The sequence below is a fragment of the Streptomyces sp. NPDC052773 genome (assembly GCF_044547145.1).
Lineage (GTDB): Bacteria > Actinomycetota > Actinomycetes > Streptomycetales > Streptomycetaceae > Streptomyces.
In genome coordinates, this window is record NZ_JBITZX010000018.1 from 76,265 (window position 1) to 91,004 (window position 14,740).

Below are 14,740 nucleotides of genomic sequence, written 5' to 3' on the forward strand. Positions count from 1 at the left end.
AAGTGCCTTCACGCGGACGGGAACCGCAAACCACTCGACCGGTGACTGAGCCGTCCGCCCTGCTTGACGAGCATCGCGCGGCGGCAGCGTACGGAGGCCCGTGTCGGTCGTCAGTCCCTTCTCACGACCACTACTTCGTCCCGTGCGCTCCAGCGGCGCCGCTCGGTCTTGGGCGGGTTGAGGCGGATTCCGTGGGACGGCGCCGTGGACGCGTCGGCGTGGTCGCGGTAGCCGATGGCGCACTCGCCCCGCTGGCGCGCCGCGGCCACGACCGTGGCGTAGGCCGTCTCCTGGTCCGGCCGGACGTAGTCGGACGCGGGCCTGAGCCGGACTCCGCTGCCGTCCGCGGAGAAGAGTTCTTCGAACACCGCCGCCAGGTGCCGGTTCTGGGAGATCTGCGCCATCAGCAGACCGATGAGCTTGCCGCTGATGATCACGTCGGCTCCGGGGCCGAGGGGTGCCAGCGGCCGGTTGCGGTCGTCGATCAGCTCGGTAACGACGGGCAGTTCGCGTCCGGTGGTCCGTTCGAGGCGGCGCAGGAGCAGCAGGGTCACGAGGGTGCGCAGGTCGGGCTCGTCCCCCGGACGGAGGGGGTCGGAGCCGGGGTCGGGGTCCCGGCCGAGCACGATCACACTGTCGTAGGAGGCGATCTCCAGGCCACCCAGCGTGCCGGGGCGGGTGACGTCACCCCGCCGCAGGGTCAGGGTCAGCCCGGCGCCGGCCTGCGTGTCCGCGTCGTCGACCTGCCGGCCGGTGACCTCTCCGTCCTCCGCGACCACGTCGATGGCCGAGCCGGGCCGGGCGCAGCGGCGCAACTGGTCGACGATGAGGGGTGCGCGGCGGTTCCAGCCGAGCAGGAGCACCCGTTCGGGCCGCGCGGGCGGCGACTGGGCAGGCGCCCACGCGGCCTCGTCCACCAGGTGCGCGCAGTCGTCCAGGCGGACGGTGTCGTCGTCGTGGGAGATGAGGACGAGCAGGTCGTCGGGGCCGATCGGGGTCTGCGGTGGCGGGCTGAGGAGGGGAACGGCTCCCCGCATCAGTCCGACGACGCTCGATGTCGTGTACGCCAGCAGCGCGTCGCCGAACGGGCGTCCGGTCAGGGCCGGTTCGGAGGTCAGGTAGAACTCGTCGCCGGCGAAGTCCAGGAGTTCGCGGTGGACGAGGGAGATTCCGGGGCGGCGGGCGGCCTGCACGATCAGCGCCGCCGTGATGGTGTCGCTCTCCAGCACGACGCCGCGCGGTCCCGCGGCGAGGGCCGCCGCGGACCGGTAGTGGTCGTCGCGTACGGCGGCGACCACGGGCGGGCCCGTGTCGGGGTCGGGCAGCGCGGCCCGGATCGCCAGCAGCGTCTTGACCACCTGGGCGTCGGCGTCGGGCGCGTCGTGCGGCAGGACGAGAACGACACCGGCCTCGGCCGGATTGGTCAGGGCGAGGACGGCCGGATCGGTGGGAGGACCGCTGCGGCAGATCACCCGGGTACGGCCGTAGGGCCCCACCTTGGTGCTCAGTTCCTCCTCCATCGCGGTCTTGTCCCGGTCGGCCAGCACGGCGACCGTCGCGCCCCGCTGGTTGGCGTGGGCGGCGACCAGTTCGCCCACCACCGTGAAGACCTGCTCCGACCAGCCGAGCACCACGGCGTGGCCGCGTTCCAGGACGGTGGAACGGCCCCGGCGCAGGGCGATGAGCCGCTCGGTCAGGGCGGTGGTGATCAGGCCGACGAGGGTGGAGACGTACAGCAGGGCGACGAGGGCGAGCAACACGGACAGCGCCACCCGCAGCGGTGCCCCGGTGGCGCCGCCCAGCCGCAGGGTCTCTCCGGTGAGCCGCCACACCTGTGTCAGGCGCGACCCGAGAGATGCGGGGGCGTCCGGGTCGGTCCACACCAGCACCGCGCTGGCCGGCACCACCACGGCCAGGCACAGCAGGGCCAGCCAGCCCACGAGCGCCGGGGCGCCGCGTGTGAGGGTGCTGTCGAACCAGTAACGGACCCTGTCTCCGAGCGGAGTACGCCGCGGCGCCACCCTGTCCCCCTGTCGCCGATCTGCCGGTGCGGGCCGGCACGGCGTCTCCCCGCTACCCCTGCGACGCCCGCCCACCAGCACAGGAGTGTGCTGGCCCGGTCACCGGGAGGGGTGAGGATCGCGTGGGTTTCACACCTTCGGGCAGATCCCGCCGTTGACCAGCTCGGCGCCGATCTTCTCGTACGGGTCCTCGAGCTCGATCTCCTTGGCGATGGAGACACTGTCGTTGGTGTTCGTGGGGGCGCCCCACTTCTTGTCCAGGGCGTTGCGGCCCTTGGGGCCGAGGGTCACCTTCACAGGCAAGCAAGGAAACTGACAAGCTGGTTCCAGGGTTCTTGACAGCAGGTGACTCAAGTAGCCGACACACGGAGTCGGAAGGTGGTCCGGAGGGATGGTGCGGGTTCAGGTCGTCGGGGATCAGCTGGTGGCCCGCCTGCCGTGGCGCCTGGCCCTGGCCGCCGGGAGGCGGACGGTGCGCGTACCGGTGGCCGCGGTGACGGACGTACGGGTGGAAAACTCCTGGTGGCGGGCGCTGCGCGGTTCACCCGGCCGGCGCTACCGCTTCCGCGCGGCACGGTGGGCCGCGGGTGAGCGAACGCACGGAAAGGGCCGGGACTTCGTCGCGCTCGCGCAGGGCGGACCGGCGCTGCTCATCGATCTGGAGCACTGGCGCAGCCCGTACGCCCGGTTGGCGCTGACCGTGGAACACCCCGCGGAGGTCATCAGTCTACTGAAGAAGTCGGCAAAAAAGTTGAGTCAGAGTGTGTAAAGGACGAGGACCGCGGGTAGCAACCGAGTGGACGAAGTGGACACTGGAAGGAAGTGGCGAGGGGGTGATCCCTGTGCTGATGCGCACTGATCCGTTCCAGGAGCTCGACCGGCTCACCGAACGGCTGTGGGGTACGGCCGCCCGTCCGGTGGCGATGCCCATGGACGCGTGGCGTGAGGGCGACACCTTCGTCGTCCAGCTCGACCTGCCCGGTGTGGCGGCCGAGTCGATCGATGTGAACGTCGAGCGGGACGTGCTGACGGTCCAGGCCGAACGCAGGCCGACGTACGGCGACGACGCGGAGCGGGTGATCTCCGAGCGGCCCACCGGATCGTTCAGCAGGCAGCTGTTCCTGGGCGAGTCGCTGGACACCGAGCGGATCGACGCCTCGTACGAAGCGGGCGTGCTGACGCTGCGGATCCCGGTCGCCGAACAGGCCAAGCCCCGCAAGATCGCCGTCATGGGCGGCGACCGCAAGGAACTCGGCAGCTGAGAGTTCCTTCCGGCCGGTCCGAGACGGAAAGGGCGGCTCCGCACGGCGCGGAGCCGCCCTTTCCGAGTCACGGCACACCACGGGGTCGTGTCCACCGGCTCCTGGGTGACTACCGCTCGGCCGCCGGTTCCGCGACCTCCGCCTGGGCCGGCCGCAGCAGCTGGTCGCCGACCCGGTAGCCGGGGCGCAGGATCACCGCGCAGACGGGCCGTTCGACCCGGTCGGAGCGCGTGCAGGAGACCGCCTCGTGCACGGCCGGGTCGAAGGGCTCGCCCGGCGTGCCGAAGGACCGCAGCCCCAGCGCGGCGAGTTCCCTCTCCAGCACCTCGGCGACGCGCCGGAACCCGCCGGTGACCTCGCCCTGCGCGCGGGCCTCGTCGATGGCGTCCAGGACGGGCAGGAGGCCGGCGAGCACGTTGGCGACGGCCACCTCGCCGACCGCGCGGCGGTCGCGCCGCACCCGCGCGCGGTAGTTGTCGAACTCCGACCTCAGGCGTTGCAGGTCCGCCGTGCGCTCGCGCAGGCGCGCCCGCAGGACGTCGGCCTCGCCGGGGGCGGCGGCGTCCGTGCGGGGAGCCGGTTCGACGGGGCCCGGACGGCGGGGCTCCAGGCTGCTGCCCGGTCCCCGCTGCGGACCGTTGCCCCGACCCCGCTCCAAGCCGTCGCCCGGACCCCGCCGCCCGTTCTCCCGGACGATCGACAGCGGACGGTCGCCAGGGCGGCCGGTGCTGTGTGCACGGGTCATCCAGCACCCTCCTGCCGCTTGTCGTCGTCGACGATCTCCGCGTCCACGACGTCCTCGTCCTGCCCGGCGGTGCCGGCCTCCGCACCGGCTGCCCCCTGACCGCCCTGACCGCCCTGACCGCCCTGGGCCTGCTGGGCCTGCTGGGCCTGCGCGTACATGGCGGTGCCCACCTTCTGGGCCGCGGCGGTGACCTTCTCGGCGGCCTGCCGCAGGGTCGCGGTCTGCTCGCCGTCCTCCGGCTTCGCCTTCAGCGCCTCCTTCAGCTCCGCCAGCGCGCCCTCGACCTCGCCGCGGACGTCGCCGGGGATCTTGTCGGCGTTGTCGGCGAGCAGCCGTTCGGTCTGGTAGGCGACCTGTTCGGCCTGGTTGCGGGTCTCGGCGGCCTCGCGCCGACGCCGGTCCTCCTCGGCGTGCTGCTCGGCCTCGCGCATCATGCGGTCGATGTCGTCCTTCGGCAGGGAGGAGCCGCCGGTGACCGTCATCCGCTGCTCCCGGCCGGTGCCGAGATCCTTGGCGGAGACGTGCATGATGCCGTTGGCGTCGATGTCGAAGGCGACCTCGATCTGCGGGATACCGCGCGGTGCCGGGGGCAGACCGGTCAGCTCGAACATGCCGAGCTTCTTGTTGTACGCCGCGATCTCGCGCTCGCCCTGGTAGACCTGGATCTGCACCGACGGCTGGTTGTCCTCGGCGGTGGTGAAGATCTCCGACCGCCGGGTCGGGATGGTCGTGTTCCGCTCGATGAGCTTGGTCATGATGCCGCCCTTGGTCTCGATACCGAGGGACAGCGGGGTGACGTCGAGCAGCAGGACGTCCTTGACCTCACCCTTGAGGACACCGGCCTGCAGGGCCGCGCCGATGGCGACGACCTCGTCCGGGTTGACGCCCTTGTGCGGGTCCTTGCCGGTCAGTTCCCGCACCAGCTCGGTGACCGCCGGCATCCGGGTCGAGCCGCCGACCAGGATGACGTGGTCGATGTCGGACACCTTGATCCCGGCGTCCTTGATCGCGTTGTGGAACGGGCCCTTGCACCGCTCCAGCAGGTCCGCCGTCAGCTGCTGGAACTGGGCGCGGGTCAGCTTCTCCTCCAGGTGCAGCGGACCCTCGGCGGAGGCCGTGATGTACGGCAGGTTGATCGTCGTCTCGGAGGACGAGGACAGCTCGATCTTCGCCCGTTCCGCGGCCTCCCGGAGCCGCTGTACGGCCATCTTGTCCTTGGACAGGTCGACGCCGTAGCCGTTCTTGAACTGTTTGACCAGGTGGTCGACGACGCGCTGGTCCCAGTCGTCGCCGCCCAGGTGGGTGTCGCCGTTGGTGGCCTTGACCTCGACCACGCCCTCGCCGATCTCCAGCAGCGACACGTCGAAGGTGCCGCCGCCGAGGTCGAAGACGAGGACCGTCTGGTCGTTCTCCTTGTCCAGGCCGTACGCCAGGGCCGCGGACGTGGGCTCGTTGATGATCCGCAGCACCTTGAGCCCGGCGATCTCCCCGGCCTCCTTGGTGGCGGTGCGCTGGGAGTCGTTGAAGTACGCCGGGACGGTGATCACGGCGTCCGTGACGTCCTCGCCGAGGTAGGCCTCCGCGTCCCGCTTGAGCTTCTGGAGCACGCGTGCGGAGATCTCCTGGGCCGTGTACCGCTTGCCGTCGATGCTCCCGGTGTCGGGGAAGCGCCACTGCGCCTCGCCCATGTGGCGCTTGACGGAACGCATGGTGCGCTCAATGTTCGTGACGGCCTGGCGCTTGGCGACCTCACCGACCAGCACCTCGCCGTTCTTGGCGAAGGCGACCACCGACGGGGTGGTCCGGGCCCCTTCCGTGTTGGTGATGACCGTCGGCTCGCCGCCCTCCAGCACGCAGACGACCGAGTTGGTGGTGCCGAGGTCGATTCCCACTGCGCGTGCCATGGGTCCTCTCCTCCCTCCGCGTCCCCGGCCCGAAGCGGATTCTCCTCACTGAGAAACTGGATAAATTTCGTTCTGCGAATTGTCAATGAGTCCCGGTTCGACACTCATTGGGGGCTTTCGGGACCGGCGTTCCGCACGCGCCGGGGAGCGTGCGGAGCGCGCGGTCACACCCGCCACCAGTCAGCCCGGCGCAGCAGCCGCAGCATGAGGCGCCAGAGGAGATCGGGGTCGTCGAGGACGAGGGGCGCGGACCGCTCCGTGGGGGCCCGTCCGACGCGGACGGGTGCGGGCCGGCCCGTGGCCGCACGGCGCGACGCTGCGGCGTTGCGGGCGGCGTCGTAGGCCGCGCGGCGCCCGGGATCGCGGAGTGTGTCGTAGGCGGCGAAGACGTCGGCGAGGTCGTCCGGCGCCGTGGGATCCCGGGGCCCGGCGTCCGGGTGCAGCGCGCGCACCAGCCTGCGGTACGCGGAGGTGATCTCGCGGGTGGAGGCGGAACGTGGCACGCCGAGAACCGCGTAGTGGTCGCGCGGCTGTCGCTTCCCGGGCATGGTCATCACCTCACCTACCCATTGCCAGTATGCCCGGTTTGCGGTAGGCCATCTCTCACGATCCGTCCTGCCGCATTTCAGGGAACTCTCGCCTGTTCGCACCGCGGAATGTGACGCGGCTCCTACGCGGGAACCGCTCCGGCGCGGAGCATGGGCCGGGTCGGCCCGCCGTCGAGTGGGCGAGCCCACGGGAAGGAGTTCCGCACATGGCCGAGCACGTGCACGTCCGTGTCAACCAGGGCATGGCAGTCAGCGAGAACGGCGAGCTGGTGGAACACTCCGCCTGCCGCTGCGGGGCGACCTGGACCAGGACCTACCAGGCGCCCGAGGAGGGCTCCGAGCAGTAACCGGGCATTCCGCCCCCTCCGCGCGCATTCCGTGCGCGATCATGAGTGGCGTGGACACAACCGAACGAGAAGACGGACGGCAGCAGCTGGACGCGGTGAGCGTCCACAACGCGAAGCAGACGCTTCTGCGGTTCCTCGGCCGGGCGGGGGTCGGCGCGGACGACGCGGCGGAACTGATCGGCCTGGTGGAGGCCGGCGCGCTCGCCCTCGCGCACGAGAGAGTCGACGAAACCGGGCGGCGCGGGCCGTCGGCGCCCAAGGGCGAGGCCTACGACACCGGGTGGCTCGACGGCGCCCAGGCGGCGGCCGACACGCTCGGCGAGCTGGCCCGACGGGCCCTGCGGGACGCCGTCGCCTCGCATAGCCCGGAGCACTCCGCAGGCGCCCGCCCCCGCGTCACCCGAATGCAGGTCGAACGGGCGAAGGTGGCGGTCGTCCCGCTGTACCGGTCGTTCGCCGCGGACTCCGACCTCGATCCCGAAGTCTCCGACCAGGTGCTCGGCGCGGTCCTCGCCACCATGGACCCGGGGCGACGCGCCGCTTACCCGGGACGGCTGGCCGCGTTCGTCGCGGACCACCGCGAGCGGCTGGAGCGGCTGTACGCGCGGTTCGGACCGGGCAGTCCCGTCCCCGTGCACGGCCGCTACTCCCTCGTCCACTCCCCCGCCGGGGTCGCCGTCCTCGAACGCCTCGCCACGGCCCCCGCGGAGCTGCGCCGGGAGTGGGACGCCGCCGAGCTGCCGCCCGCCTGGCTGGACGGGCTCACCACGGCCTGGGGCTGACCCGAACGCTCTCGTCACTCCGTCGCGGCACGCGTGTGGCCGTGGCCGGGACCGGGCACTCGGGGCGGGTCCGTGAGTCCGAGGGAAGGTGCGGTCACGTGGAGGATCGGGGCTACGACGACGAGGGCGGTGCGCCCCTGGCGGGCTACGCCGGGATCGCGGGAGGGTTCGCGCTGGGGGTGGCGGCGTACGCGACGGTGTTCCGGCGGCTGGGGCGGCGGGTGCCGGACCAGGTGCCGCCGTGGGATGTGCTGCTGCTGGGGACGGCGACGTTCAAGGTGGCGCGGCTGCTGTCCAAGGACAAGGTCACCGGCTTTCTGCGGGCGCCGTTCACCCGCCGCGTGGCGGAGGGCGAGGCCAGCGAGGTGATGGACCAGTCGCGTGGTGGCCCGGCCCGGCGGGCGGTCGGCGATCTCCTGTCCTGCCCGTTCTGCGTGGGCGCCTGGGTCGCCGCCGGACTGACCGGTTACTACGCCTGGTCGCCACGGCCCGCCCGGCTGGTGTGCGCGGGGCTCAGCGCGGTCACGATGGCGGACTGGCTGCAGTACGCCTGGACCGGGACCCAGCAGGCCGTCGAGGGCTGACGTCAGGGGGACAGGCCGCAAAACAGGAGCAGGGCGAGGAGTGTGCGTATGTCCATGTCCCTTTCGGTGCCCTTGACGGTCGACGCCCGTGAGCACGGGCTGACCGGTGACGGGGTCACCAACGACCAGCCCGCGTTCCAGCAGCTGGTGGACACGTTGGGCGCCGCCTGCGCCGCGGACGGCCGCCCCCGGACCATCCGGGTCCCCGCGGGGCGGTACGTGATGCGCGACCGGCCGACGCTGTGGCGCAGCGGGGTCTCGCTGATCGGGGCCGGCCGCGGTGCCACCTGCTTCGTCCTGGCGAATCCGGGCGCGCCGCGCACTCCGGTGCCGCTGGCGTGGTTCACCACCGCGCAGCACGGCGCCGGCCCGGACCGGTACATCGCGGACGTCACCTTCGCGCACTTCGAGATCGACGGGTCGGCGGTGTCGACGGAGGGGTACGACGTCCTGGCCAAGGGGCTGGGGCTGCAGTACGTGCTGCGGGGCCGGTTCAGCGACCTGTACATCCATGACACCGCGGCGACCGGTTTCGGCTGCGACTTCCTCCAGGACACGGTGGTGGAGGGAGTGCTGGCGCAGCGGTGCGGGCGGCAGGACCCGGGCGAGGAGATGGGCGGCGCGGGCATCGGGATCGGCATCGGCGGCTGGGGTGCGGTGGAGCGGCTGACCGTCAGCGACTGCACCGCGGTCGGCAACGGCACGAACGGCATCTTCCTGGAACTCCAGCAGGAGCACTGGGAGCCGCCGCGCGGTATCCGGATCACGTCCTGCCACTGCGAGGACAACCGGTTCGGCATCTCCGACTGGGGCGCCGACGGGCTGATCGTCACCGCCTCGACGATGATCGCGAACCACGAGGCCGGGTTCGACGTGTCCTCCCAGGGCACCACCAGCGTCGGCGGGCGCGGCGGCATCGTCACCGGCTGCGTCATCGACGGCAACGTGCGCGACGGCATCGGCTTCGGCAACAGCCCCGGCCCCTACGCCTTCCGCGGCAACCGGATCAGCAGCAACGGCCGCTACGGCTTCTGGGACCACAACCTGGAGGGCGGCGACCAGGGGCCCGCCTCGGACGTCGTCCTGGAGTCCAACGACATCCGCGACAACGCCCTCGACGGCGTCCGGGTCGACGCCGGGCTGCGCGCTCCGGCGCTGCTCGGTAACCGGATCCGCGACAACGGACGGCGCGTGGCGCCGGAGGCTTCCGGGGGCGGCGACGGCGTGCGCTGCGAGCCGCTGGCGCTGGTCGACGAGGGCGCGCAGTGGCCGCCGGACGGTCACCGGGGCAAGCGGGTGACGGTGGACGGGCAGAGCGCGCTGGTGACGTACAACACCGCGACCCGGCTCGGTCTGGCCCCCTGGCGGCCGGGCGCGCCGACCGCGTGGCGCGACGGCACACCGGCGCCCGGCGCGGCGTACCGGCTCCCGGGCGGTCCCGGGACCCGCGCGGGGGTCACCGTCGACGCGCCGGTGACCGACGTCCAGATGGACGGCAACCGCGTCTGGGACGACCGGCCGCCCCCGTCGCAGACGTACGGCCTGTGGATCACGGCCGACGGCCGGATGACCGGCGGGCGCGTCCGTGACAACGACTTCACCGGCAACACCGATGGGGCGACGCGGTTCGACACCGCGCCGGTGGAGGTGCGGTGGCGGGACAACGACGAGTGACGCCCCCTCAGACCACAGCCGAGTGACGCCCCGTCATGAGTGACGCCCCGTCAGACCACAGCCGGCTGTGGGTCAGGCCCCGGCCGGCTGTCGGTCGCTCGGCGCGCGCGGTTTCGGTCGGCGCTGCTCAGCGCGGCTGGGGAGCCTTCCTGCTCCCCGTGTCGCTGCCCAGGCGCAGCCGCGCGCCCTGGCGGAGGAGTTCCTCCTGGACGAGTTCGGCGGGCACCTCGCGGGGGGTGCGCCCGGAGCGGACGGCCAGCGCGGCGCAGACACCGGCGGCCTGACCGGTCGCCATGGAGATGGGCATGACGCGGTACGAGGAGTGCGCCACGTGGGAGCCGGAGATACAGCGGCCGGCGACGAGGATCCGTTCAGTGTCGCGGGGCAGCAGGCAGCGCAGCGGGATGTCGTAGAAGCGGCCCTGCGGGACGCGCATGAGGATGGTGCCGGAGCCCTTCGGGTTGTGGATGTCGACGGGGTACGCGCCGTGCGCGATGACGTCAGGGAAGGACCGGGCCTCCATGATGTCGTGGCCGGTCAGGTGGTAGTCGCCGAGGATGCGGCGGGTCTCGCGGACGCCGATCTGGGTGCCGCTCTGCACGACGTACGACTTCTCGAAGCCGGGCACGTGCAGCCGCAGGAACCGTTCGATCTGCTCCAGTTGGCGGCGGGCGGTGTACTCGGCGCGGGTCAGGTCCCACACGTCGATGCCCAGCGCCCCCGTGACGCGGGTGCTGTTGACGCTCACCTCGCCGGCGTGCGGGGTGCCGAAGAAGAGGATGTCCTCGCGGGGCAGGGTGAGTTCGCCCGCCTTGGTGGCCTCCTCGACGAGGTTCCACAGTCCGTGCACGCCCTTCCACTGGTCGGGGTGTTCGCGGACGTACTCGGCGAACCGCGGGCGCAGGAAGTCGACGACCCGGAACATCAGCGTCATCGGCTGCACCAGCCCGTCCTTGGGGCGGCCGATCTCGAAGGACGCCCCGCAGGCGGTGGCCACGTCGCCGTCTCCGGTGCCGTCGACGACGACGTCCGCGTCGATCACCACCGGCCCGGACTTGGTCTCGAAGACCACCCGCCAGCCGTTGTCGAGCGGCAGCGCGGTGGAGGCGAAGGAGTGCAGCAGCAGGCGTACTCCGGCGTCGTCCAGCAGGTCGAGGAGGGTGAGCTTGTAGACCTCCGGGTCGAACGGCACGGTGTAGCCGGTCTTCAGGGACGGCGGGACGCAGCCGCCGCGCGAGTTCAGCCGGTCCAGGAGCTGCCACAGGAACCCGGCGACCACCGCCTCGCCCTCGCCGTGGTCGGGCGGCAGCAACGGCACGCCGTCCTCGCCGGGTTCGGCGAACACCGCCTGTTTGCGCTCGTTGTGGAACGACATCAGCGGCATGACGAGGGCCGCGGTGGCGTTGCCGCCGAGGAAGCCGTAGCGCTCCACGAGGACGACCTCCGCGCCGGCCTCGGCCGCCGCGCAGGCCGCCGCGGTGCCGGCCGGTCCCCCGCCGACGACCAGGACGTCCGTGCGACCGCCGTCGCGGGCGGGGCGCGGCGGCAGGGTGATGGTCCGGGACTGTGCGGGTGGTTCCAGGATCGGCATCGCTTCTTCCCGTCGGCAGGTGGATCCGCTGCGGCAGGCCCGGCGTCCGGCGCGGCGGGGGCGGCGGGCCCGGCGGCGGATGTCAGGTCGCGGTCCCGGTACCCGGCCTGAGGAGGTGCAGGCCCGGCTCGGCGACTTCGGGGACGGCCGGGGCGGCTGCGTCGAGTGAGTCGAGCACCGAGCCGAGACGCGTACAGGTCTCCCGGGCGCGGCCCCGCAGCCGCCGCACGGCATCCTCGAAGTCGCCGCGCCGCTGCGGGAACTCGTCCCAGAGCCGGTCCACCTCGGCCAGCAGCAGCCCGGCCTGCTCGCGGGCGACGCCGACGAGGGCGGGGGCGCCGAGGCGGCGGGCGAAGTCGAAGACCTTGCCGGAGTACGGCAGCGGCAGCACGGGCAGCCCGGACAGCGCGGCGAAGATCAGGAAGTGCAGGCGCATCCCGACGACGAGGTCGAGATGGCTCATGAAGCCGAGGACCTGGCCGGGGCTGTAGACGCTGTGCAGGATGCGGCCGCGGTCCGGGGCGGTCATCCGGGAGAGCACGCCGTGGGCGTGGTGCACGTCCTGGCGTTCCATCGGGACGAAGACGACATGGGCGTCGAGGCGGCGGACGAGGAAGTCCGCGACGTCGGCGAGGAGCGCGTGGTAGTCGCCCTCGTCGAGCTTCTCGGCGGCCCGGCCGGGTTCCCGGACCGACATCCCGACCAGCCGGTGGACGTCGGCGGGGATGCCCTCCTGGCGCATCATCTGGTCGGTGAAGGGCTCGGGCGGCAGCAGCAGCGCGGGGTCGGCGGTGACGATGATGTCGCGGTCGACGCCGGCCTCCTCCAGGACGAGGTGGGACTCCTCGTCGCGGACGACGACCTCGTCCATGGCGGACAGCACCGCGCGCACCGCCTCCCGGTCCTCCGCCTCGCGCAGCGGACCGGCGCCGATGGCGTAGGCGAAGGTGCGTACGCCGCGGGCCTGGGCCGCGCCGACCACCCGGAGGTAACGGCGGGCCTCGCCGTCGTAGAGGATGCCGCCGCCGCCGACGACCAGCAGGTCGAGGCGGGAGACGACGTCGAGCACCTGCCGCTGCGGGACGCCCTCCCAGTCGACCACCTCGTCGAGGGTGGGGTGGTGGGCGCGGGTGTGCTCGGCGTTGCGGCTCAGGGCGACGAGTCGCGCCCCTGGGCGGTGGGTACGCAGACAACTCAGGATGCAGCTGAGGATGGCCTCGTCGCCGAGGTTGAAGCCTCCGTAGGAACCGAGCAGTCCGATGCGCGGGCTCGCTTCGGTGAACCGGGGGGGCTGAGCGGTGGTGGTCATCCGGCACTCCTGTTCCGTGGCGGGTCGCTGCCGCGGGTTCGGGCCCGAGTTGCCGTCACAAGTCGGGAGAAACACCCTGCCGAGGCACTTTTCGGCGGACGGTGTCCGGGCAGGTCGGGCGGCGGACGGCCGGTACGCCGGGTACGCCGCCGTGTCATACGCACGGCAGCCGCGAGGTGTGTCGCGGCGGAGCCCGTCACCGCCGGGGCCCGAGGCCGGGGCCGCGGCCCGTGCTGTCCTGGACCGGCCCGGACGTCGGCGCGGCGGTCGACTCCCGCGCCCATCCTTCCACGGCTCCTCGTGGGCCACCATCGGGACCGCGGCCGGGCCTTCGGGGTCCGGTGCCGTCCCGAGGCCGGGTTCGCCGGGGGTGACTTCCGGGTTCCCGGGCCGGTCTGGTGCAGTCGGGTTCCCGGGCCGGTCTGGTCGACTCGGTTTCACGGGCGGCCTGGGTGATCCGGCCGACTCCGGGCAGCTCCGGCCGGCTCGGGCCGAGGGGCGTGGGCCGCCACTTCCCGTCGAGGCTCCCGCCGTAGGGGCTGATCCCTCGCGCCCCAGCCCTCAGCCGGGGCCGTCCCGCGCGCCCCCGGCCCTCACCCCCCGGGGCGCCCTTCGTGCCCCGCCCCCGCTGGCCGTTGCCCTCCCTCTCTCACCCCTGCCGTCCCCCTCCCGGCCCCGCGCCCCGCGCCCCTTCGGGTGCCGTAAGAGATTCCCGGCATGGCGTGGGACCAAAGGGAGACCGGGGGTGCCGAGTCGCGTCGGCCGGTGGGGCGAGGGAGCGGTCACGCTTCGTACATCACCCGGTTGCAGTACATCACCGAGCCCGCGCCGCCCTGAGGACGGAGGCTGTTCGGGCGCCCCGGCGGTCCGCCGACACTCCGGCGGACGGGTCGCACGGTCGCCCGGCGGCCATGCGGGCCCTCCGCGTCCCGCACCGGAGCACCGGTCCGCCGTCGCCCCAACGGAGGAGGCTGAATGAGCACCCTTTCTTCCCGGACCTGGCAGCACGCCGTCGTCACCGGCGGCGCCGGGTTCGTCGGCTCGCACCTGTGCGCCGCCCTGCTGGAGTCGGGCGCCGCCGTCACCTGCGTGGACGACTTCAGCACCGGCCGGCCGGAGAACGTGACGCCGCTGCTCGACCGCCCCGGGTTCACCCTGGTGCAGGCGGACGTCGCCGCGGGCATCCCCGTCGACCGGCCACCGGACCTGGTGCTCCACTTCGCCTCCCCCGCCTCCCCGGCGGACTACCTGCGCCTGCCCCTGCACACGATGGAGACCGGCAGCCTCGGCACCCGTCACGCCCTGGAGCTGGCCCACCGCTCCCGCGCCCGGTTCGTGCTCGCCTCGACGTCCGAGGTGTACGGCGACCCGCAGCAGCACCCGCAGGACGAGCGGTACTGGGGCCATGTCAACCCGGTCGGCCCGCGCAGCGTCTACGACGAGGCCAAGCGCTACGCCGAGGCGCTGACCACCGCGCACGCGGACAGCGAGGGCACCGACACCTGCATCGTGCGGCTGTTCAACACCTACGGCCCCCGGATGCGCGGCCACGACGGCCGGGCGGTGCCGACGTTCATCCGCCAGGCGCTGGACGGCGAGCCCCTCACGGTGACCGGCGACGGCCGCCAGACCCGCTCCCTGTGCTACGTCGACGACACCGTGCGCGGCATCCTCGCCGCGGCGGCGCACGGTATGCGCGGCCCGGTGAACATCGGCAACCCCGCCGAGATCACCATGCTCGACCTGGCCCGGCTGGTGATCGGGCTGACCGGCTCCGGCTCCGAGATCCGCTTCATCGAGCGGCCGACCGACGATCCGGCCGTGCGCTGCCCGGACATCACCCTGGCCCGCGACAAGCTCGGCTGGGAGCCGGAGGTGGACGCCGAGGAGGGGCTGCGCCGCACGATCGACTGGTTCCGCTCCGGCGCGGAGCACTGAGCCCGCCGTCCTCCGTCGCCCCGCCCGCCCGCCGC

At 72.8% G+C, this 14,740-nt stretch carries 14 protein-coding genes; 7 read left to right on the forward strand and 7 right to left on the reverse strand.

What is annotated here, in order from left to right; genetic code table 11:
• Positions 1–110 precede the first annotated feature (110 nt).
• Together ACIG0D_RS30705 and ACIG0D_RS30710 are read right to left on the reverse strand one after the other, a co-directional pair.
• Entirely contained in the window at positions 111–2,021 is a 1,911-nt protein-coding gene (locus tag ACIG0D_RS30705; protein WP_399807327.1) for an NAD-binding lipoprotein, read from the reverse strand.
• A gap of 129 nt (positions 2,022–2,150) precedes the next feature.
• Positions 2,151–2,324, reverse strand: coding sequence for a hypothetical protein (locus tag ACIG0D_RS30710; protein WP_399807587.1), 174 nt, complete (start codon positions 2,322–2,324; stop codon positions 2,151–2,153).
• An 88-nt stretch (positions 2,325–2,412) separates the two neighbouring features.
• Here ACIG0D_RS30710 and ACIG0D_RS30715 point away from each other — a divergent pair, with 88 nt between their 5' ends.
• The gene (locus ACIG0D_RS30715) at positions 2,413–2,790 is read left to right on the forward strand and encodes a hypothetical protein (protein ID WP_399807330.1); all 378 of its coding nucleotides are present in this window, start codon (positions 2,413–2,415) and stop codon (positions 2,788–2,790) included.
• A gap of 73 nt (positions 2,791–2,863) precedes the next feature.
• Positions 2,864–3,283 carry an Hsp20/alpha crystallin family protein gene (locus ACIG0D_RS30720; protein WP_399807573.1) on the forward strand — a complete coding sequence of 140 codons (420 nt, stop codon included), beginning with the start codon at positions 2,864–2,866 and terminating at the stop codon, positions 3,281–3,283.
• 109 nt (positions 3,284–3,392) lie between these two features.
• On the opposite strand, the gene grpE is transcribed toward ACIG0D_RS30720, so the two are convergent.
• The 3 genes from grpE to ACIG0D_RS30735 form a co-directional block, all read right to left on the reverse strand.
• Positions 3,393–4,028 carry a nucleotide exchange factor GrpE gene (gene grpE, locus ACIG0D_RS30725; RefSeq protein ID WP_399807333.1) on the reverse strand — a complete coding sequence of 212 codons (636 nt, stop codon included), beginning with the start codon at positions 4,026–4,028 and terminating at the stop codon, positions 3,393–3,395.
• A complete protein-coding gene (gene dnaK, locus ACIG0D_RS30730; RefSeq protein WP_399807336.1) occupies positions 4,025–5,932 on the reverse strand; it encodes a molecular chaperone DnaK in 1,908 nt (635 codons plus the stop codon). Before dnaK ends, grpE begins: the two co-directional genes overlap by 4 nt.
• Before the next feature lie 164 nt (positions 5,933–6,096).
• The gene (locus tag ACIG0D_RS30735) at positions 6,097–6,480 is read right to left on the reverse strand and encodes a J domain-containing protein (RefSeq protein ID WP_399807339.1); all 384 of its coding nucleotides are present in this window, start codon (positions 6,478–6,480) and stop codon (positions 6,097–6,099) included.
• Between the two features lie 206 nt (positions 6,481–6,686).
• On the opposite strand from ACIG0D_RS30735, the gene ACIG0D_RS30740 reads away from it, so the two are divergent.
• The 4 genes from ACIG0D_RS30740 (at position 6,687) to ACIG0D_RS30755 (ending at position 9,867) form a co-directional block, all read left to right on the forward strand.
• Positions 6,687–6,827, forward strand: coding sequence for a hypothetical protein (locus tag ACIG0D_RS30740; protein WP_399807342.1), 141 nt, complete (start codon positions 6,687–6,689; stop codon positions 6,825–6,827).
• Positions 6,828–6,877: 50 nt separating this feature from the next.
• The gene (locus ACIG0D_RS30745) at positions 6,878–7,609 is read left to right on the forward strand and encodes a hypothetical protein (RefSeq protein ID WP_399807345.1); all 732 of its coding nucleotides are present in this window, start codon (positions 6,878–6,880) and stop codon (positions 7,607–7,609) included.
• Between the two features lie 98 nt (positions 7,610–7,707).
• Positions 7,708–8,193 (forward strand): DUF1360 domain-containing protein, encoded by a 486-nt coding sequence (locus ACIG0D_RS30750; protein ID WP_399807347.1) that lies wholly within the window; start codon positions 7,708–7,710, stop codon positions 8,191–8,193.
• Between the two features lie 48 nt (positions 8,194–8,241).
• Positions 8,242–9,867: a right-handed parallel beta-helix repeat-containing protein gene (locus ACIG0D_RS30755; protein ID WP_399807350.1), complete on the forward strand. Its 1,626-nt coding sequence runs from the start codon at positions 8,242–8,244 to the stop codon at positions 9,865–9,867.
• A 127-nt stretch (positions 9,868–9,994) separates the two neighbouring features.
• Here ACIG0D_RS30755 and ACIG0D_RS30760 read toward each other — a convergent pair whose 3' ends face one another.
• Together ACIG0D_RS30760 and ACIG0D_RS30765 are read right to left on the reverse strand one after the other, a co-directional pair.
• Positions 9,995–11,458, reverse strand: coding sequence for an FAD-dependent oxidoreductase (locus ACIG0D_RS30760; RefSeq protein WP_399807352.1), 1,464 nt, complete (start codon positions 11,456–11,458; stop codon positions 9,995–9,997).
• An 82-nt stretch (positions 11,459–11,540) separates the two neighbouring features.
• Complete coding sequence (locus ACIG0D_RS30765; RefSeq protein ID WP_399807355.1) at positions 11,541–12,767, reverse strand: polysaccharide pyruvyl transferase family protein; 1,227 nt, start codon at positions 12,765–12,767, stop codon at positions 11,541–11,543.
• Positions 12,768–13,742: 975 nt separating this feature from the next.
• Here ACIG0D_RS30765 and ACIG0D_RS30770 point away from each other — a divergent pair.
• Complete coding sequence (locus ACIG0D_RS30770; protein ID WP_399807357.1) at positions 13,743–14,705, forward strand: NAD-dependent epimerase/dehydratase family protein; 963 nt, start codon at positions 13,743–13,745, stop codon at positions 14,703–14,705.
• Positions 14,706–14,740 lie beyond the last annotated feature (35 nt).

Coding starts and splice junctions, on each gene's coding strand:
- ACIG0D_RS30755 (WP_399807350.1), top strand. CDS start 8,242: ATGTCCATGTCCCTTTCGGTGCCCTTGACGGTCGACGCCCGTGAGCAC.
- dnaK (WP_399807336.1), bottom strand. CDS start 5,932: ATGGCACGCGCAGTGGGAATCGACCTCGGCACCACCAACTCGGTCGTC.
- grpE (WP_399807333.1), bottom strand. CDS start 4,028: ATGACCCGTGCACACAGCACCGGCCGCCCTGGCGACCGTCCGCTGTCG.
- ACIG0D_RS30740 (WP_399807342.1), top strand. CDS start 6,687: ATGGCCGAGCACGTGCACGTCCGTGTCAACCAGGGCATGGCAGTCAGC.
- ACIG0D_RS30760 (WP_399807352.1), bottom strand. CDS start 11,458: ATGCCGATCCTGGAACCACCCGCACAGTCCCGGACCATCACCCTGCCG.
- ACIG0D_RS30765 (WP_399807355.1), bottom strand. CDS start 12,767: ATGACCACCACCGCTCAGCCCCCCCGGTTCACCGAAGCGAGCCCGCGC.
- ACIG0D_RS30715 (WP_399807330.1), top strand. CDS start 2,413: ATGGTGCGGGTTCAGGTCGTCGGGGATCAGCTGGTGGCCCGCCTGCCG.
- ACIG0D_RS30770 (WP_399807357.1), top strand. CDS start 13,743: ATGAGCACCCTTTCTTCCCGGACCTGGCAGCACGCCGTCGTCACCGGC.
- ACIG0D_RS30735 (WP_399807339.1), bottom strand. CDS start 6,480: ATGCCCGGGAAGCGACAGCCGCGCGACCACTACGCGGTTCTCGGCGTG.